Origin of the sequence: Streptomyces sp. NPDC001890 (assembly GCF_042891445.1) — a bacterium.
Lineage (GTDB): Bacteria > Actinomycetota > Actinomycetes > Streptomycetales > Streptomycetaceae > Streptomyces.
Window position 1 is genome coordinate 69,704 of record NZ_JBIATE010000007.1, and the last position, 18,032, is coordinate 87,735.

The window sequence follows — 18,032 nt, forward strand, 5'->3', positions numbered from 1 at the left end:
CCGGTCGGGGCCGTACCAGGTTCCTCGTCGCTCCTCGTCGGAGGTGGCTCACGCCGCCGCGGCCAGCTCCTCCCGGGGGACGAACCGGACGTGCGGGCGGCCGGGGCGCAGGTCCACGCGCAGGCGCAGGCCGCCCACGCGGGCCAGCATGAAGCCGACGCCGAGTGCGGCCACCAGCGAGAACGCGCCGCCGACCGCCATGCCCGTACGGACCCCGTAGGCGTCGCTGATCCAGCCGACGATCGGGGCGCCCACCGGCGTACCGCCGGCGAAGACCATCATGTACAGGCTCATGACCCGGCCGCGCATGGCCGGGTCGGCGGCCATCTGGACGCTGGTGTTCGCGCTGATGTTGGTCGTCAGGCCGATCATGCCGATCGGGACCAGCAGGATCGCGAAGAGCCAGACGGACGGCGCCAGGGACGCGATGATCTCCAGCAGACCGAACGCCGTTCCCGCGGCCACCAGCATCCGCAGCCGGGAGGAGCGGCGGCGGGCGGCCAGCAGGGCGCCGGCCAGGGAACCGGCCGCCATGAGGATGTTGAAGAAGGAGTACATCCCGGCGCCGCCGTGGAAGATCTCGTCCGCGAAGGCCGTCAGCCAGATCGGGAAGTTGAACCCGAACGTGCCGACGAAGCCGACCAGGACGATCGGCCAGATCAGCTCGGGGCGGCCGGAGACGTAGCGCAGGCCCTCCCGCAGCTGGCCCTTGGCGCGGGGCACGACGGTGGTCTTGTGCAGCTCGCTGGTACGCATCATCAGCAGGCCGATGAGCGGGGCGGCGAAGGACAGGCCGTTGAACATGAAGGCCCAGCCGCTGCCGACCGTGGTGATCAGGACACCGGCGACGGCCGGGCCGATGAGCCGGGCGGACTGGAAGTTCGCCGAGTTGAGGCTGACCGCGTTGCGCAGCTGGGCGGGTCCGACCATCTCGGACACGAAGGACTGGCGGGCCGGGTTGTCGACCACCGTCACCATGCCGAGCAGGAACGCGATGAGGTAGACGTGCCACACCTGGACGACACCGGAGAGCGTGAGCACCGCGAGGGCGATCCCGCAGAGGCCGAGCGCCGCCTGGCTGACGAGGAGCAGCTTCCGCTTCGGGAGGCGGTCCGCGATGACGCCGCCGTAGAGGCCGAACAGAAGCATGGGGAGGAACTGGAGGGCCGTGGTGATACCGACGGCGGCGGCGGACCCGGTGAGGCTCAGGACGAGCCAGTCCTGCGTGATGCGGGACATCCAGGTACCGGTGTTGGAGATCACGGCGCCCGTGGCGAACAGGCGGTAGTTACGGATCTTCAGCGACGAGAAGGTCCCGCCGGGCTTGCTCTCGTGGGTGGAAGTCGGTGCGGGGGCGGAGTCTGCTCCGGATCCCGTACTCAAAAGGGTTCGCCTCCTCGGGCGTATACGTTTCGCTGGCTGACGGGGTGCGGCGGGGTGGGCGGTGCGCCGGCTGTGGTCCGGCGCGGCCCGTGCCGCTACAGGTGGGCGAGCTTCTCCAGCACGGGTGCCGCCTTGCGCAGCGTCTCCCACTCGTCCTCGTCCAGGCCCTCGGCGAGGGCGGTCAGCCAGGCGTTCCGCTTGGAGCGGCTCTCTTCGAGCATGGCCTCGGCCTGCTCGGTCTGGCTGACCACCTTCTGGCGACGGTCATCGGGGTGCGGTTCCAGTCTGACCAGTCCCTTCGCTTCCAGCAGCGCGACGATGCGGGTCATCGACGGAGGCTGCACATGCTCCTTGCGGGCCAGCTCGCCCGGCGTGGCCGAGCCGCACCTGGCGAGCGTGCCGAGCACCGACATCTCGGTGGGGCTCAGCGACTCGTCGACACGCTGGTGCTTGAGGCGCCGGCTGAGCAGCATCACGGCGGAGCGAAGGGAGCTCACGGCGGCCGCACTGTCGCCGTCGTGGATCAGGTCAGGCATGTTTATTAGCGTAACTCATTAGTCGCCCTAAAGACCATTCGTGTTACACGAGCAAGTGCCGCTTCGCCCAATCGATCACCCGAACGAGTGAGTCGGCTCCGGAAAGTAACGCGAAACGACCCGGTGGGCCGTAACCCTGCTTGCCATGGGATCGACTGTGCTCAGCCTGCGGATAGACGGTGAGCTGCTCGACCGGCTCCGGCAGCATGCCGCCAAACGCGGAATGAGCGTCCAGGACTATGTGGTCCGGACGCTCATTCGCGATGATTTCGACGAGCGCTTCAAGGCGGCCGTCGACGAGACGGAGAGGTTCTACGGCCCGGAGGGGACCGCGGGGATCAGGGCCGAAGAGGTCACGTGAGACCGAGGGCCGGCATCGCGTAGTAGAAGACGAAGACGGCCGACACCACGTACATCGGCACCGGCACCTCGCGCCAGCGCCCGGCCGCCACCCGCAGCACGGAGAAGGCAATGAAGCCGATGCCGATGCCGTTGGTGATCGAGTACGTGAACGGCATCATCACCATGGCCAGGAAGGCCGGGATGGCGAGCGTGTAGTCGCTCCAGTCGATGTCCCGCACCGAGCCCGCGATGATCAGGAAGCCCACCGCCAGCAGCGCGGGGGTGGCCGCCTGCGAGGGGACCATGGTCGCCAGCGGCGTCAGGAACAGCGCCACCGTGAACAGCAGGCCCGTCACGATGCTCGCGAAGCCGGTGCGGGCCCCCTCGCCGACACCCGCCGTGGACTCCACGAAGCAGGTGCCCGCCGAAGCGGAGCTCGCACCGCCCGCGGCGACCGCGATGCCGTCCACGAACAGCACCTTGTTGATGCCGGGGAAGTTGCCGTCCTTGTCCGTCAGCTTCGCCTCGTCGCCGACACCGAGGATGGTGCCCATCGCGTCGAAGAAGCAGGACAGCAGCACGGTGAAGACGAACAGGATGCCGGTCAGGACGCCGACCTTCTCGAAGCCTCCGAACAGACTGACCTCGCCCAGCAGCCCGAAGTCCGGGGTCGAGACCGGATTGCCCGGCCACTTCGGGACGGTCAGCCCCCAGGCGCCGTCCGGCAGGCCCGCAATCGCGTTGACGATCAGCGCGAGGACCGTCATCGCCACGATGGAGATCAGGATCGCGCCCGGCACCTTGCGGACGATCAGCGCCAGGGTGAGCAGCACACCGATGACGAAGATGAGGACGGGCCAGCCGTTGAGGTGGCCGTCGCTGCCGAGCTGGAGCGGGACGGTGGTCTCCGCCTTGTCCGGGATGCGGGAGACGAAGCCCGAGTCGACCAGGCCGATCAGCAGGATGAAGAGGCCGATACCGATCGCGATGCCCTTGCGGAGCGACATCGGCACGGCGCGCATCACGCGTTCCCGCAGGCCCGTCGCGACCATCAGCATCACCACGATGCCCGCGAGGACGACCATGCCCATCGCGTCGGGCCAGGTCATCCGGGGGGCGAGCTGGAGCGCGACGACGGTGTTGACGCCGAGACCGGCGGCCAGCGCGATCGGCACGTTGCCGATGACACCCATGAGGAGCGTGGAGAACGCCGCCGTGATCACGGTCGCCGTGACCAGCTGGCCATGGTTGAGGTAGTGCTCATTGATGTCGTGCGCGCTGCCGAGGATGATCGGGTTCAGCACGATGATGTACGCCATCGCGAAGAACGTGGCGAATCCGCCACGGATTTCGCGTGCGACCGACGACCCCCGCTCGGAGATCTTGAAGAAACGATCCAGGCGGCCCTGCGGCTGGGAAGCCGGGGGCTGCTCGGCGTCGACCGGAGCGGTGGCCGAGGGGGACATGTATGACCTCAGTCGTACGTAGAGGGGGGAAGAAAAGTGGTCAGCTTTGGACTTTTACACGAACAATTCGAGTCAGTCTTAAGCAGATTCAGTATGAATACATAAGACGAAGATCGCTATCTCCGCGCGTAGACCCTTGGGCCGCCTGGACGTCGCAGGCTTCGGGACCGCCGTCCTCACGGGGCCGCACGGGGGCCCCATACACTGAGGTCATGGCGAAGTGGACACCGAAGCACGAGGCACCCGAGCCCCTGGAGGGGCCCGTCGTCGCCACCATCACCGGCGGCACGATCCTCTGGTTCGTCCTCTTCCTGGTCCAGCTCCCGTTCTACAACTGGTTCGACGACCACGGCCACCTGTGGTGGGTGTGGACCTGTCTCGCCGGTGCGGGGCTCGGCCTGATCGGCATCTGGTACGTACGGGGACGTGACGCCGCGATCAAGCGGGCGGCGGCCGCCGCCGAGGCGTCGGGCGACGCGGCGAAGGGCGCCACCGCCTGAGAGCGGGTGCCCCCTAGGGCCCGCCACCGGCCGAGTGGCACCACAGGACCATTACCCCTCCTCCCCCGGTCTGATCTTCGGACCACCCAGTGGGTGCATCGGACCATCCCCCCGTACCGTCGGAACCATGACGCAGCGGGCATCCCATTCCTTCGGCGAAGAGACCGGCGAAGAGACCGGCGCAGAAACCGGTGAAAAGACCGGTGAAGAGACCGGTGAGCGGATCCCCGGGACGACCGGCTCCCCCGGCCACCCGGGTTCGGCCATGATCGACGCCGGGGCCGAGCTCGACCCGGTCCACCCGGTGAAGCTGCCCGCCCCTGCCGTGGACCCGCGCGGACTGACCGCCGCCGAGGTGGCCGAGCGGATCGCCCGCGGCGAGGTCAACGACGTACCCGTCCGCTCGTCCCGCTCCGTGCGCGAGATCGTCCGCGCCAACGTCTTCACCCGGTTCAACCTGATCATCGGCGTGCTCTGGCTGATCATGCTGTTCGTCGCGCCGATCCAGGACAGCCTCTTCGGCTTCGTGATCATCGCCAACACCGGCATCGGCATCGTCCAGGAATGGCGGGCCAAGAAGACCCTGGACAGCCTCGCGGTCATCGGCGAGGCGAAACCCACGGTGCGGCGCGACGGGGTCGCGGCCGAGATCTCCACCTCCGAGATCGTCCTCGGCGACCTCATCGAGCTGGGCCCCGGCGACAAGGCCGTCGTGGACGGCACGGTCGCCGAGGCCGACAGTCTGGAAATCGACGAGTCGCTGCTCACCGGCGAGGCCGACCCGGTACTGAAACAGCCCGGCGACCCCGTGATGTCCGGCAGCTTCGTGGTCGCCGGCGGCGGCGCCTTCACCGCCACCAAGGTCGGCCGCGAGGCCTACGCCGCCCAGCTCGCCGAGGAGGCGTCCCGCTTCACCCTCGTCCAGTCCGAGCTGCGCACCGGCATCTCCACGATCCTCAAGTACGTCACCTGGATGATGGTGCCGACCGCGATCGGCCTGGTCATCAGCCAGCTCTTCGTCAACGACAACGACCTCAAGGGCTCGATCGCCCGGACCGTCGGCGGGATCGTCCCGATGATCCCCGAGGGCCTGGTGCTGCTCACCTCGGTCGCGTTCGCGATCGGCGTCGTACGGCTCGGCCGCAAGCAGTGCCTGGTGCAGGAGCTCCCGGCCATCGAGGGGCTCGCCCGGGTCGACGTCGTCTGTCTGGACAAGACCGGCACCCTCACCGAGGGCGGCATGGACGTCACCGAGGTACGGACGCTGGGCGGCGCGGACGACACGTACGTGCGGAGCGTGCTGGGCGCCCTCGGCTCGTCCGACCCGCGCCCCAACGCCAGCCTCCAGGCCATCGTGGACGCCTACCCGGACGGCGAGAAGTGGCTGTGCACCCAGACGCTGCCGTTCTCCTCGGCCCGCAAGTACAGCGGCGCCGCGTTCGACGAGGGCGGCGGCCGGGAGACGTCCTGGCTGCTCGGCGCCCCCGATGTGCTGCTGCCCGAGCACGACCCGGCGCTCACCGAGATCGAGCAGCTCAACGAGAAGGGCCTGCGGGTGCTGCTGCTGGCCCGCGCCGAGGGTGCGCTCGACGGGCCGGACATCGCGGCCGGGGCCGTACCGAACGCGCTGGTCGTGCTGGAGCAGCGGCTGCGGCCCGACGCCGCGCAGACCCTGTCCTACTTCGCCGACCAGCGGGTCGCCACGAAGGTCATCTCCGGCGACAACGCGGTCTCGGTCGGCGCGGTCGCCGGAAAGCTGGGCCTGCCGGGCGCCGAGCACACCCTGGACGCCCGCAGGCTGCCCACCGACCCGGACGACATGGCCACGGCCATGGAGGAGAACGCGGTCTTCGGCCGGGTCACCCCGCAGCAGAAGCGGGACATGGTCGCCGCCCTCCAGTCCCGCGGCCACACGGTCGCCATGACCGGCGACGGCGTCAACGACGTGCTCGCGCTGAAGGACGCCGACATCGGCGTCTCCATGGGATCGGGTTCCGAGGCGACCCGGGCCGTCGCCCAGATCGTGCTGCTGAACAACAGCTTCGCGACGCTGCCGTCCGTGGTCGCCGAGGGCCGCCGGGTGATCGGCAACATCACCCGGGTCGCCACCCTGTTCCTGACCAAGACCGTCTACTCGGTGCTGCTCGCGGTCCTGGTGGTCTGCACGCAGGTCGACTACCCGTTCCTGCCGCGCCACCTGACCCTGCTGTCGACGCTGACGATCGGCGTGCCGGCCTTCTTCCTGGCCCTCGCCCCCAACAAGGAACGGGCCCATCCGCACTTCGTGCGCCGGGTCATGCGGTACTCGATCCCGTCGGGCGTCATCGCCGCCGCGGCCACCTTCACCACGTATCTGATCGCCCGGGACCACTACTCGGGTCCGGGCGCCCTCGAAGCGGAGACCAGCGCGGCCACACTCACGCTGTTCCTGGTCTCGATGTGGGTGCTGGCGATCATCGCCCGCCCGTACACCTGGTGGCGGGTCGCCCTGGTGGCGGCGATGGGTCTGGCGTTCCTGGTCGTGCTGGTGGTGCCGTGGCTCCAGGAGTTCTTCGCGCTGAAGCTGGTCGGGACGACGATGCCGTGGGCGGCGGTGGGCATCGCGGTGGTGGCGTCGGCCGGCCTGGAGTACGCCTGGCGGCTGGTCGGCCGACGCTTCCCGGTGTAGCCGTGCGGATCCGCCCGGCCGTTGCGGAACGCCGTTACTTCACGTCGACGAAGTCGCCGGCGGTGGTGACGGCCGGGGTGGTGGACGTACCCGCGAAGCTGTAGCGCCAGTAACCGTCGACCGAGGCCTTGACCGTGGTCTTCAGGGTGCCGGTGCTGCTCGTCCTGATCGTCTTGACGGTGCTGTACGTGGAGCTGGTCTTCTTGCGGAACTGGAGCTTCACGGACTGCGTCGCGTAACCGTGGTACGCGTGGTCCTCCCAGTTCGCCCGCGACAGCTTCCCGGTGACCGTGATGGTCTTGCCCTTCTTCACCGGCTCGGGCGAGGCGTTGACCGTCAGCTTCGACAGCCGCTGGATCTTCGCCGTGGCGGCATAGTCCGAGTAGTAGCTGGAGCCGTCCTTGGCCTCCGCACCCGCGAGCACGTGCCAGGAGCCCGCCAGGGCGTTCTTGTACAGGTCGACCCTGGGGTCGATGGTGACGGTGAGGGAGCAGGTGCTGGTGGTCGCGCTCGCGGCCTTGCAGGTCGCGTCGTCCTCGTTGGGCAGCAGCGCACCGTCCATGCCCTCGTCCTGGTCCTTGCCGTGCCACAGGAGCAGCCAGCCGTTTTCGATGCCGGAGGCGTGCGAGGCGGTCACCGAGACGGTGACGGTCTTCTTGGCGGTGGTGCCCAGGACGATGTCCTTGCCACCGTTGACGGTGATCTTGGATATGACGGGATCGGCCGTTGCCGCGTGCGCAGCCGGAACGGCGAGGGCGGACAGGACCAGCGCGCCGGAGGCTGCGGCGACAGTGGCACGAATGCGCATGGACTTCTCCGTGGAGAAAGGCCGTGGGGCCGGACGAGGCCTTGGGGCCGGATGGGGATGCACAGGACGGATGCGTGAGCAGCGGGACCCCTCGGGGGAGGGATCCCGCTGCTCACGGTGGCCACGGGTGGCCGTGATGTGTCCGGGGGCCCGAGGGCCTGGGGCCGGGAGGGCTACCTCACGTCGACGAAGTCGCCGGCGGTGGTGACGGCCGGGGTGGTGGACGTACCCGCGAAGCTGTAGCGCCAGTAACCGTCGACCGAGGCCTTGACCGTGGTCTTCAGGGTGCCGGTGCTGCTCGTCTTGATCGTCTTGATCGTGGTGTACGTGGAGCTGGTCTTCTTGCGGAACTGGAGCTTCACGGACTGCGTCGCGTATCCGTGGTACGCGTGGTCCTCCCAGTTCGCCCGCGACAGCTTCCCGGTGACCGTGATGGTCCCGCCCTTCTTCACCGGCTCCGGAGCGGCGTTGACCGTCAGCTTCGACAGCCGCTGCACCCGGGCGGTGCTGAAGTAGTCGTTCCACGCGATGTCGGTCTGGTTACCGGCGAGCGCGCCCGCGGTGACGTGCCAGGTGCCGGCCAGGGAGTTCTTGTACAGGTCGTAGCGCGGGTCGATCGTGAACGTCAGCTTGCAGGTCGAGGTCGTCTCGTTGACCTTGGTGCACGTCGACACGTCCTCGTTCGGCAGGATCAAGCCGTCGATGGTGTCCGGCGAGTCCGGGTTGGTGCCGTGCCACAGGTCGGCGTAGGCGTCGACGACACCGGAGGCGTGCGAGGCGGTGACGGAGATGGAGATCGTCTTCAGGGCGGTGGTGCCCAGGACCACGTCCTTGCCGCCGTTGACGACGACCTTGGAGATGACGGGTTCCGAGGCGTCGGCGGCGGTGGCCGCGGCGGCCTTCGAGGCGCCCCGCTCGGCGGCGGTGCCGAAGACCTCGGCGCCCGACGTCGGCTTGTTCAGGTTCGGAACGGAGTGGTCGCCGGCGAGGGCGGCCGGGACAGCCAGAGCAGACAGGGCCAGGGCGCCAGAGACGGCGGCCACGGTGGCACGAATTCGCATGTGTTTCCCCAGTGGAGAAAGGCCCCGCGGGCGCGTGACGCGCCACGGGCGGGGCTGGTTCGGACTGTGAGTCTGCTGACTCGCCAAACCAGACCCGCGACGCATGTGAAGGGTTGTACCCCGAGATGAACTTCTTGCGAAGATCCTCCGAAGGGCGCATCCGGGCGCCCGTGACAGCCCGTCAGACCGCCCGCCCGTCAGTCCGTCAGTCGGTCGGTAGGCCGGTCGGCCCGTCAGTCGAACCAGCGGTCCCGGGCGAGCTCCTCCGTACGGGACGGGTCCTCCAGCAGCGCCGCGACCTCGAAGCGGCGCGGCCACTGCCCCGCCGCCCAGGCCAGGCCCGCCGCGACGCCCTCCAGCGTGGCGGCGTGCACCGTGCCGTCGGGGGCGCGGCGCCAGTCCAGTTCGACGCCGCCCGCGCGCAGTTCGCCGTGCTCGACGTACACGTCCGGGGTCCCGGCGCCGAGCAGCACCCGTACCGCGTCCGGCACCTGATGCTCCTCGCCCTCCGTCGACACCTCCGCCTCGACGCTCTCGCCGAGCCGGCGCACCTGGAACAGCTCGGCCAGGTCCGCCGCCCGCGTCGGGGCGACCGGGAGCAGCGGGAGCCCTTCGGTGAGCGGCAGCAGATCGGGGGCGTCCGCGATCACGGCGTCCGCCGCGTCGACGACCCGTACCTCGCCGTCGACCACGGCCCGCAGCTCGTCCGGCAGCGTGACCTGTTCCGGGTCGAGATCGGCCAGCGCGGTGTACAGCGAGTGCAGTTGTACGGGGCCGACCGGGCGGTCCTCGTCCGCGAGCCGGCCGAGGAGTTCGGCGGCGCCGCCCGGCTCGTCGAGCAGGGCGGCGACGGAGGTCCGTACGCCGAGGGCGCGCAGCACCTGCGCGTCGTCGAACCCGGTCGCGTCGGCGGAGTCGTACAGCCCGGCCAGCCGGGGGTCGCCGCCCGCGGCCCGCAGTCCGGCGGGGCGGCGGCCGTCGAGCACCGGGTGGTCGCGCAGCCACCAGGCCGTGTACGGGCGTACCGACCGGGTGGTGCCGTCCGGCAGCAGCACCCGCACCGGCTGGGTCAGCGCGTCGCGCAACGGCGGCTGCGCGAGCATGGCGAGCGCCTGCGGCCAGGCGTCGTCGTCGACCAGGTCCAGATCGCGGACGGCGACGATCTCGGTGGCGACCGGCGGTACGGGGGCGTCGGGCAGCTGGTCGAGGACGTCCTCGCACCACACGTCCACGGCGTCCAGCAGACCGGCGTCGTCGGGCTCGGTGAAGTCGCCCTCGCGCGGCTCCAGTTCGTCCGGGTCCAGTACGACATCGGTGGCCCGTACGAGGGCGAAGGTGGCGAGCACGCCGCAGGCGGTGAGCGGCTGCTCGCCCCAGCGGTCGGCCAGCTCCTGGTCGCAGAGGGCGAGTTCGCCCTCCCTCATGATGGCCGCGAACGGGCTCGCGGGCAGCACGAGTTCACCGGCCGGGGCGGGTTCGCCGTCCTCGTCGGGGAGGGCGAGCGCGCCGAGCCAGGGCTCGTCGCCGGGTGCCAGTTCGGCGTCCCGGACGAGGGTGAGGACGGTCTCGGCGAGCTCGTCGGCGTCCAGCGCGTCCTCGTCCCAGATCTCGCCCGCGTCCAGCGATCCGGCGACGGCGGCCCGCACCTGCGGAGTCGTCAGCACGGCGCGCGGGGTGGCGGGCAGGGCGCCCAGCTTCTCCAGCAGCGGGTGGGCGGCGTCCGGGTGGGCGACCTTCAGCCCGAGCCGGGCGAGCCGCTCCAGCGCCGGTCCGGCGGCCGCGTCGGGAAGCGGGAGGAGGACCTGGCGGGGGCCGATGGTGGTGCGGGGCACGGCCGGGGTCCCGGGGTCGGCGGCCTCCGGTGTTCCGGCCAGCGGTACGGGCAGGCCGGAGAGGCGGTCCGGGTCGATGCCGGACAGGCTGTCGTACAGCCGCCGCCACCAGCCGGGGTCGCGCTCCAGACCGGCGAGGCGGTCGATCGCCTCGGTCAGCGGGACCCGGGCGACCTGGAGCGTACGCAGCTCGCTGCGGCGTTCCAGCCCGGCGGGCAGCAGACACGGCAGGACCTCGGCGAGCACCCGTACCGTCTCGGCGCCGACGCCCTCCAGCACCTCGGCCTCGATGGGCCGCAGCGCCGTGGTGGCCGCCTGGGGGAGGCCGTCCGCCTGCGCGTCCCAGGTGTCCCACCGGTCCGCCTCGGCGGCAGTGGTGTCGCGCGGGGCGGCGGGCGCCAGGAACGCGACGCGCGGCAGCCGCTCCAGGATCGCGCCGCGCAGCGCCCCGTCCAGTTCGCCCTTGCCGAGCGGTCCCGGTACGAGGTCGATGGTGTCGACGGACACCGGCTGCCAGCCGGCGAGCAGTTCGGCGTACGCGTCGGCGGCGCGCTGCACCAGGAAGTCGGTGAGCGGCCCCGGCGCGAAGTGGCGGCGGGCGGTGTCGAGCGGCAGCGAGGCGATGAGCAGCGCGGGGATGCCGAGGGGTTCGTCGGTGGGGGTCGGGGCGTGGACGACGGGGAGGGTGCGGGGGCGGACCGGGGCCCCTTCCGCGTCGACCGGGACCGCCCAGGTGACCGACCAGTGCGGGCGCAGCCGTTCCTCGCGGGGGCGGTCGGCGAGCAGGGCGGGCTCGACGGGGCCGTGGTGGGTGACGGTGCGCCAGCGGTTCGTGCCGTGCGCGGAGTCCTCGACGTGGGTGTACGGACCGTGCTGCGAGCGGCGCAGCGTCCGTACGGTGTCCGGGGTCTCGATCACGATCTCGTCGAGGCCGCGCAGGGTGAGCAGCAGGGCGTCGTCGACCGCGTCGAGCAGCCGGACCACGAGGTCCTCGGCGCCGCCGTCGCGCAGCGGGAGGACCACGACCGTGTCGTACCCCTCGGGTGCGGTGCCCTCGGCGGGCAGCGGGAGCCGGAGCAGCGGTACGTGGCCGTCGCGGCGGCGCAGTTCGTCGCCGAGGCCGGGGCTGGCGACGGCCGCCCGCGCGGCGAGGTCGCGGGCCTCGGCGAGGGACCAGCGGACACCGCCGTGCCGGCCGACGACGGCGGGCTCGTCGCTCACCGCGAGCACGGCGGCGAACCCGACGCCGAACCTGCCGACGGCGCCTTCGTGCCCTTCGCGCTTGGCGGAGGCGCGCAGCGTGGAGAGCGACTCCACGCCGGTGGCGTCGAGCGGGGCGCCGGTGTTGGCGGCGGCGAGGAGCGCGGGGTTGTCCGGGGTCGCCGGGTGCAGGGTGAGGCGGAGCCGGCCGGGGACCTGGGCGCGGGCGGCGGCGTCGGCGGCGTTCTGGGCCAGCTCGACGACGAGGCGGTCGCGGTAGCCGCCGAGCGCGAGGTCCTCCTCGGCGTTGGCGTCCTCGCGGAACCTGGCGGGGCCGGCGCCCCAGGCGTCGAGCACACCGCGCCGGAGCCGTGCGGTCCCGAACGGATCGGCCCCCTCGGTCGCATTCATGCTCACGCTCTGACTCCGCTCTTTCCGGTTGCGCACTGCCCGTGCCGCCAAGTGTGCGCCCGAAGGTACCGGGTCATCGCGCCGGACGGGCGCCGCCGAACAGCGCTTCGGCCGGTTCGGACCCGTGGCCGAGGCGGCCGGGCGGTGAAATCGGGCCCGCCCGGCGATCGAGGACGCAACCGGCCCGCCGGACGAGCGGCGAACCCCCGGACGAGCGGCGGGACGAAGCCCGTCCGGCGTTTGAGGACGGACCCGGTTCGCCGGAGCGGAGCACCCGGGCGCCGCGCCCCGGAGCAACCCGCGCTCCGCGAGGCCGCGCCCCACGGGGAGGCCGCGCTCCGCGGGAACCCCCGCCCCGGCCACCGCCTACGAGTGGCCGAGGTCCTCCGTCGGCGCGTCCGCCTCCGCCGGGACGGAGCCGGAGTCCCGGGCCGGCCGCAACGGGTACTCGTCCACCTGCATCGTGTCCAGCGCGTGCGGCGCCGGCTTCGGCGGCTTCGGCATCACCGCCGCCTCCGAGTGCCCACCGCACCCGTACGACAGCGACACGACCCGCCCGTCCGCCGGACCGAACTCGTTCGCGCACACCCCGAAGGCCTGCTTGAGCGAGCCCGCCAGGGGCACCAGGAACGCACAGGTGACACACGAGGCCGGGGCCGCCTGCGCCATCGGCGTCTTCGCGCCGAACGCCTCGTCCCACCGGTCGGCCGCCGCGTGCAGCCCGTACCGGGACAGCACCCGCGCCCGCCGCATGCCGAGCTCGTCCGCGACCGCCGCGATCGAGCCCCGGCTCGTCGTCGCGGGGCGGGTCGTCAGCTCCGCGTCCTCCGCGTCGACGAGGTCGGCCATCTCCTGCGACACCTCGGAGACCGCGGAGTTCGGCGGCGGCTCGTCCTCACCGGTGTAGCCGGGCTCCAGGCGGATGTCGTCCGCCTCGGTGGGCAGCAGATCGCCCGGCCCCATGTCGCCGGGGCGCAGCCGCTCGCTCCACGGCACCCACTCCGGGGCGAGCAGCGCGTCACTGCCGGGCAGCAGCACCGTTTCGTCGAGGGTGACGTTCTTCGCGCGGGAGGCGCGGGCGACCGTCACCGCCCAGCGCCAGCCCCGGTAGCCGGGCTCCTTGCACTCGAAGAAGTGCGTGACGACCCGGTCCCCCTCGGAGACCACGGCCACATGCTCGCCGACGGCCCCCGGCGCGGCTGCCTCCTCGGCCGCCGCGCGGGCCAGGTCTACCGCCTCGGCGCACAGACGGTCGGGAACAGGGGTACGGGCCGTACGGCTTCGCGTCGTCGCAGCACTCACAGGTCTCGCTTCTCTCCTACGCCAGTCTCACGAGCGCGCCAGCACATCCATCGGTTTCGGCCATGACGGGTGAGGGCGGAGCGGACCTGGGGGCCGCGTCGACGTCCACACCCGTTACTGCCTGCCTCGGGCACACCTTCTGCAACCCATTCTGCGGGATCGCCGAGAGGCGCGCGGCCGAGAACAACCGCCGGTGGCGCGCTACGCACGCTACCCTCTCCGCCGCCCCCCGCCCACCTGCCCGTCCCAAACAGCACCGGATCCCGTGCCGAACAGCACCGGATCCCGTGCCAAACAGCACCGGATCCCGTGCCAAACAGCACCGGATCCCGTGCCGAACAGCACCAGATCCCGTGGCGAACATCGCCGTATCCGGTGACGAACATCGCCGTATCCCCTGCCGAACATCGCCGTATCCGGGTGCCACGACATCGCCGTGCTCGCTGCCACGGACCGTCCCGGGTGCCCCCGGCGCCCCCGGGAGCCCCCGGGAGCCGCCGTCCGGGCGGGGCGGCTCACTGGCCCGACAGGGCGGAGTGCGCCCCGCCCCGCCCCGTCGCCGGTTCGCCGCCACTGTGGCTGGGGCACTATGACGAAGTGACTTCCGCCAGGTCGCACAAAGAATCCGGCCCGCTCCGCAGGGCGGGCCGGGCGGTCGGTCATGCCCTGCACAAACCGTTCACCGGAACCGCCAAGGGCATCCGTAAGGCGACGCACGCCCACGGCGCCGGGGAGTCCGGGCTCGGCAAACTGATCGAGCTGCACGCCGTGAACGGCGCGGGCGACGTGATGATCACGGTCGCGCTCGCCTCGACGGTGTTCTTCTCCGTACCGACGGACGAGGCCCGCGGCCGGGTCGCCCTCTACCTCGCCGTCACCATGGCGCCCTTCACGCTCCTCGCCCCCGTGATCGGCCCGCTCCTGGACCGGCTGCCGCACGGCCGCCGCGCCGCGATGGCCGGCTCGATGCTGGCCCGCGCGGTGCTCGCGATCACCATGTCGGGCGCGGTCGCCACCGGCGGCCTGGAGCTGTATCCGGCCGCGCTGGGCGTCCTGGTCTGCTCCAAGGCGTACGGGGTGGTGCGCAGCGCCGTCGTGCCGCGTCTGCTGCCGCCCCGCTTCTCCCTGGTGAAGGCGAACTCCCGGGTCACCCTGGCCGGGCTCCTGGCGACCGGGGTGGCGGCCCCGGTCGGGGCGGGGCTCCAGACCGTCGGGCCCGGCTGGCCGCTGTACGGCGCGTGCGCGATCTTCCTCGCCGGGACCGTGCTCGCCTTCACGCTGCCGCCGAAGGTCGACTCCGCGAAGGGCGAGCGGAAGGCCCAGCTGGTGCCGCCGCACGGCGTGGCGGTCTCCCGGAGCGAGTCGGGGCGCGGCGCGGGCGGGCGGCCGGAGCGGGCGCGGCGCCGGGACCGGGACCGGAACGGCGAGAAGCGGCCCGGCCTGCGGTCCGTGGGCCCGTCCGTGCTGAACGGGCTCCAGGCCAACTGCGCGCACCGCGCGCTCTCCGGTTTCCTGATCTTCTTCCTGGCGTTCCTGCTGCGCGAGAACCCGCTCGCCGGGCAGAGCGCCGCCGTCTCGCTCGGCATCGCCGGTGTCGCGGCCGGCGTGGGCAACGCGTCCGGTACGGCGGTCGGCTCCTGGCTGCGGGCCCGTGCCCCCGAGGCGATCGTCGTCTCGATGCTGGCCCTGGCCCTGGGGGTCGCGGTGCTCGCCGCGCTCCTCTTCGGCACGGTCATGGTCGCCGCGCTCAGCGCCACCGCGGGTTTCACGCTGGCCCTGTCGAAGCTCTCGCTGGACGCGATGATCCAGCGAGACGTGCCCGAGGAGGTACGCAGCTCCGCGTTCGCCCGGTCCGAGACCGTGCTCCAGATGGCCTGGGTGATCGGCGGCGGCATCGGCATCGCCCTCCCCCTCAACGGCGTACTGGGCATGTCGGTCGCCGCGGGCATCCTCGCCCTCGGCGCCGCAACGTCCGTACGGGGTCTGCTGGGCGCGGCGCGCCGCGGCTCGCCGCACCCCCGCGTGGCATGAACCGGAGCGACCGATAGCCTTCGGCCCATGACCGTTGCGTTCTTCTCCGGTAAGGGCCGCCGAATCGGCGTCGCTCTTGGTGCCGTGTCCGCGGGACTCCTTGTCCTCTCCGCCTGCGACAAGCCGACGCCGCTCGCGACCGTAACGGTCGGCGGCAACTCGGTGAGCTCCGAGGCGTCCTGCTACAACGACGGCGAGGCGCTCAAGCCGTCCGAGTACCAGAGCTGCCTGAACAAGAAGGCGGAGAAGTCCGTCGAAGTCGCGATGGACGACAAGGTCCGCTTCGGCGTCGACCCCGAGGTCGCGGAGAACGGCTGGACGCTGTTCATCAACGGTCAGCAGGCCGAGCAGGAGCCGTACAAGAAGACCTACCGGTCCATCCCGGGCAGCGCCTTCTTCTCCAGCCAGACCGGCGAGACCACGAACAAGACGCAGATCAGCATCGTGGAGACGAAGGGCAAGAAGCTCGTCGGCATCTGGCACTTCGAGCTGAAGAAGACCTCCTGATCCCCTCCTGACCTCGGAGGCTCTCCCCCGTGCGTGTGCTCGTCGTGACCGCTGTCCCAGCAGAACGGGACGCGGTCACGCGCGCGTTCGGGGACGGTTCCGAGGCGTCGGTCTTCTTCGTCCCGGGCGCGGAGATCCACCGCGTGGGCTCCTTCGACGTCCTGGCGGGCGGCGCGGGGCCGGGCGCGGCAGCGGCCTCGGCCGCTTTCGGGCTGGCCTCGGACCGCTACGGCCTGGTGATCTCGGCCGGCATCGGTGGCGGGTTCACCGGCGTCGCACCGGTCGGCTCCCTGGTGGTGGCCGACCGCATCGGCGCGGCGGATCTGGGCGCCGAGACCGCGACGGGCTTCGTGCCGGTCACCGAGCTCGGCTTCGGCCGGGCCTGGCATTTCCCGCCCCGGTCGCTGGTACGAGAGGTGGCCGCCGCCACCGGCGCGGTCACCGGCGCCGTCCTCACCGTCTCGACCGTGACCGGCTCCGCCGACCGCGCCGCCGCCCTGCTCGCCGCGCACCCTCGGGCCGCCGCCGAGGCCATGGAGGGCTTCGGGGTCGCGGAGGCCGCCGAGCGCGTCGGCCTGCCCGTCCTGGAGATCAGGGCGGTCTCGAACGCCGTGGGCCCGCGTGACCGGGACGCCTGGCGCATCGGCGACGCGCTGGCCGCGCTCACCGAGGCGTTCGGGAAGCTCGCACCCGTACTGGAAGGTTGGACCCACCATGACCGACACGAATCCTGACCCGCTGCGGATCGCTTTCTCGCCCTGCCCGAACGACACCTTCGTCTTCGACGCCTGGGCGCACGGAAGGGTCCCCGGCGCGCCCGCCCTCGATGTCACCTTCGCGGACATCGACATCACCAACGGCATGGCCGAGCGCGGCGAGCTCGACGTCCTCAAGGTGTCGTACGCGGTGCTGCCGTGGGTGCTCGACGAGTACGCGCTGCTGCCGTGCGGCGGGGCGCTGGGCAGGGGCTGCGGCCCGCTGGTCCTCACGAGGGAGGGCGCGGACCCGGACCTGACCGGCCGGACCGTGGCCGTGCCGAGCGAGCGCTCCACCGCGTATCTGCTGTTCCGCCTCTGGGCGGCCGAGGTGGTGCCGGGCGGCGTCGGCGAGATCGTCGTGATGCCGTTCGACGAGATCATGCCGGCGGTGCGCGACGGCAAGGTGGACGCCGGCCTGGTCATCCACGAGGCCCGGTTCACGTACCAGAACTACGGGCTCCACAACCTCGCCGACATGGGCCGGCACTGGGAGGAGACGACCGGGCTGCCGATCCCGCTCGGCGCGATCATCGCCAAGCGCTCGCTGGGCGCGGACACACTGAAGCTGCTCGCCGACTCGGTGCGCACCTCGGTACGGATGGCCTGGGACGACCCGGAGACGTCCCGGCCCTACGTGCTGGCCCACGCCCAGGAGATGGACCCGGCGGTGGCGGACCAGCACATCGGGCTGTACGTCAACGAGTTCACCGCCGACCTGGGCGAGGACGGCTACGCGGCGATCCGTGGACTGCTGACCCGCGCGGCGGCCGAGGGACTGGTACCGCCCCTCGGCCCCGACGCGCTGTCGTTCGTCTGAGCGCTCTTCTGGTCGGTTTTCAGACGTCGAGCTGGTCGGCGACCGCGCGCAGCAGGCCGCCGATCTTCTTCCCGGCCGCCTTGTCGGGGTAGCGGCCGCGCTCCAGCATCGGCGTGATGTTCTCCAGCAGGGTGGTCAGGTCCTGCACGATGGACGCGAGCTCGTCCGGCTTGCGGCGCTGCGCGGCCGCGACGGACGGGGTCGGGTCCAAGACCGCCACCGAGAGCGCCTGGTCACCACGCTGACCTGCGACGACCCCGAATTCGACCCGTTGGCCGGGCTTGAGGGCGTCGACGCCGTCGGGGAGCACGGAGGAGTGTACGAAGACGTCGCCGCCGTCGTCGCGGGAGAGGAAGCCGAAGCCCTTCTCGCTGTTGAACCACTTGACCTTGCCAGTCGGCAAAGCACGC

General features: G+C 71.6%; 15 protein-coding genes. 7 read left to right on the forward strand and 8 right to left on the reverse strand.

Annotation, left to right across the window (positions count from 1 at the left end; translation table 11 throughout):
* Positions 1-48: 48 nt before the first annotated feature.
* On the reverse strand, positions 49-1,383 hold the full coding sequence (locus tag ACFYY1_RS19800) for an MFS transporter (protein WP_388587071.1): 1,335 nt from the start codon (positions 1,381-1,383) through the stop codon (positions 49-51).
* Between the two features lie 95 nt (positions 1,384-1,478).
* Positions 1,479-1,919, reverse strand: coding sequence for a MarR family winged helix-turn-helix transcriptional regulator (locus tag ACFYY1_RS19805; protein WP_072485764.1), 441 nt, complete (start codon positions 1,917-1,919; stop codon positions 1,479-1,481).
* A gap of 145 nt (positions 1,920-2,064) precedes the next feature.
* On the opposite strand from ACFYY1_RS19805, the gene ACFYY1_RS19810 reads away from it, so the two are divergent.
* Positions 2,065-2,280, forward strand: a complete 216-nt coding sequence (locus ACFYY1_RS19810) for a ribbon-helix-helix protein, CopG family (RefSeq protein WP_072485765.1) — start codon at positions 2,065-2,067, stop codon at positions 2,278-2,280.
* On the opposite strand, the gene ACFYY1_RS19815 is transcribed toward ACFYY1_RS19810, so the two are convergent.
* Positions 2,273-3,727, reverse strand: coding sequence for an NCS2 family permease (locus tag ACFYY1_RS19815; protein ID WP_388587076.1), 1,455 nt, complete (start codon positions 3,725-3,727; stop codon positions 2,273-2,275). The two genes, ACFYY1_RS19810 and ACFYY1_RS19815, sit on opposite strands and share 8 nt — an antisense overlap.
* A 212-nt stretch (positions 3,728-3,939) precedes the next feature.
* Here ACFYY1_RS19815 and ACFYY1_RS19820 point away from each other — a divergent pair, with 212 nt between their 5' ends.
* Positions 3,940-4,227 (forward strand): DUF2530 domain-containing protein, encoded by a 288-nt coding sequence (locus ACFYY1_RS19820; protein ID WP_388587078.1) that lies wholly within the window; start codon positions 3,940-3,942, stop codon positions 4,225-4,227.
* Between the two features lie 265 nt (positions 4,228-4,492).
* Positions 4,493-6,895 (forward strand): HAD-IC family P-type ATPase, encoded by a 2,403-nt coding sequence (locus tag ACFYY1_RS19825; RefSeq protein WP_388587553.1) that lies wholly within the window; start codon positions 4,493-4,495, stop codon positions 6,893-6,895.
* A gap of 34 nt (positions 6,896-6,929) precedes the next feature.
* On the opposite strand, the gene ACFYY1_RS19830 is transcribed toward ACFYY1_RS19825, so the two are convergent.
* The 4 genes from ACFYY1_RS19830 to ACFYY1_RS19845 all read right to left on the reverse strand — a co-directional run bounded on the left by ACFYY1_RS19830 (position 6,930) and on the right by ACFYY1_RS19845 (position 13,509).
* The gene (locus ACFYY1_RS19830; protein WP_388587081.1) at positions 6,930-7,703 is read right to left on the reverse strand and encodes a DUF5707 domain-containing protein; all 774 of its coding nucleotides are present in this window, start codon (positions 7,701-7,703) and stop codon (positions 6,930-6,932) included.
* 173 nt (positions 7,704-7,876) lie between these two features.
* Entirely contained in the window at positions 7,877-8,764 is an 888-nt protein-coding gene (locus tag ACFYY1_RS19835) for a calcium-binding protein (RefSeq protein ID WP_388587084.1), read from the reverse strand.
* A gap of 233 nt (positions 8,765-8,997) precedes the next feature.
* Positions 8,998-12,207, reverse strand: coding sequence for a sacsin N-terminal ATP-binding-like domain-containing protein (locus tag ACFYY1_RS19840; protein ID WP_388587556.1), 3,210 nt, complete (start codon positions 12,205-12,207; stop codon positions 8,998-9,000).
* 366 nt (positions 12,208-12,573) lie between these two features.
* The gene (locus tag ACFYY1_RS19845) at positions 12,574-13,509 is read right to left on the reverse strand and encodes a DUF3027 domain-containing protein (RefSeq protein ID WP_388587087.1); all 936 of its coding nucleotides are present in this window, start codon (positions 13,507-13,509) and stop codon (positions 12,574-12,576) included.
* Between the two features lie 597 nt (positions 13,510-14,106).
* On the opposite strand from ACFYY1_RS19845, the gene ACFYY1_RS19850 reads away from it, so the two are divergent.
* Genes ACFYY1_RS19850 through ACFYY1_RS19865 form a run of 4 tightly spaced genes read left to right on the forward strand, consistent with a single transcriptional unit; the run spans position 14,107 to position 17,622 of the window.
* A complete protein-coding gene (locus ACFYY1_RS19850) occupies positions 14,107-15,540 on the forward strand; it encodes an MFS transporter (RefSeq protein WP_388587090.1) in 1,434 nt (477 codons plus the stop codon).
* 27 nt (positions 15,541-15,567) lie between these two features.
* A complete protein-coding gene (locus ACFYY1_RS19855) occupies positions 15,568-16,047 on the forward strand; it encodes a DUF2771 domain-containing protein (protein WP_388587093.1) in 480 nt (159 codons plus the stop codon).
* A 29-nt stretch (positions 16,048-16,076) separates the two neighbouring features.
* Positions 16,077-16,781, forward strand: a complete 705-nt coding sequence (locus ACFYY1_RS19860) for a futalosine hydrolase (protein ID WP_388587095.1) — start codon at positions 16,077-16,079, stop codon at positions 16,779-16,781.
* Positions 16,762-17,622: a 1,4-dihydroxy-6-naphthoate synthase gene (locus ACFYY1_RS19865; protein ID WP_388587098.1), complete on the forward strand. Its 861-nt coding sequence runs from the start codon at positions 16,762-16,764 to the stop codon at positions 17,620-17,622. Before ACFYY1_RS19860 ends, ACFYY1_RS19865 begins: the two co-directional genes overlap by 20 nt.
* A gap of 19 nt (positions 17,623-17,641) precedes the next feature.
* Here ACFYY1_RS19865 and ACFYY1_RS19870 read toward each other — a convergent pair whose 3' ends face one another.
* On the reverse strand, positions 17,642-18,025 hold the full coding sequence (locus ACFYY1_RS19870; RefSeq protein ID WP_093540351.1) for a cold-shock protein: 384 nt from the start codon (positions 18,023-18,025) through the stop codon (positions 17,642-17,644).
* Positions 18,026-18,032: the final 7 nt, after the last annotated feature.

What these genes read in the sequence shown, in the direction of transcription:
- ACFYY1_RS19820 (WP_388587078.1), top strand. Translation starts at nt 3,940, where the DNA reads ATGGCGAAGTGGACACCGAAGCACGAGGCACCCGAGCCCCTGGAGGGG.
- ACFYY1_RS19825 (WP_388587553.1), top strand. Translation starts at nt 4,493, where the DNA reads ATGATCGACGCCGGGGCCGAGCTCGACCCGGTCCACCCGGTGAAGCTG.
- ACFYY1_RS19830 (WP_388587081.1), bottom strand. Translation starts at nt 7,703, where the DNA reads ATGCGCATTCGTGCCACTGTCGCCGCAGCCTCCGGCGCGCTGGTCCTG.
- ACFYY1_RS19865 (WP_388587098.1), top strand. Translation starts at nt 16,762, where the DNA reads ATGACCGACACGAATCCTGACCCGCTGCGGATCGCTTTCTCGCCCTGC.
- ACFYY1_RS19810 (WP_072485765.1), top strand. Translation starts at nt 2,065, where the DNA reads ATGGGATCGACTGTGCTCAGCCTGCGGATAGACGGTGAGCTGCTCGAC.
- ACFYY1_RS19855 (WP_388587093.1), top strand. Translation starts at nt 15,568, where the DNA reads ATGACCGTTGCGTTCTTCTCCGGTAAGGGCCGCCGAATCGGCGTCGCT.
- ACFYY1_RS19805 (WP_072485764.1), bottom strand. Translation starts at nt 1,919, where the DNA reads ATGCCTGACCTGATCCACGACGGCGACAGTGCGGCCGCCGTGAGCTCC.
- ACFYY1_RS19835 (WP_388587084.1), bottom strand. Translation starts at nt 8,764, where the DNA reads ATGCGAATTCGTGCCACCGTGGCCGCCGTCTCTGGCGCCCTGGCCCTG.
- ACFYY1_RS19815 (WP_388587076.1), bottom strand. Translation starts at nt 3,727, where the DNA reads ATGTCCCCCTCGGCCACCGCTCCGGTCGACGCCGAGCAGCCCCCGGCT.
- ACFYY1_RS19840 (WP_388587556.1), bottom strand. Translation starts at nt 12,207, where the DNA reads ATGAATGCGACCGAGGGGGCCGATCCGTTCGGGACCGCACGGCTCCGG.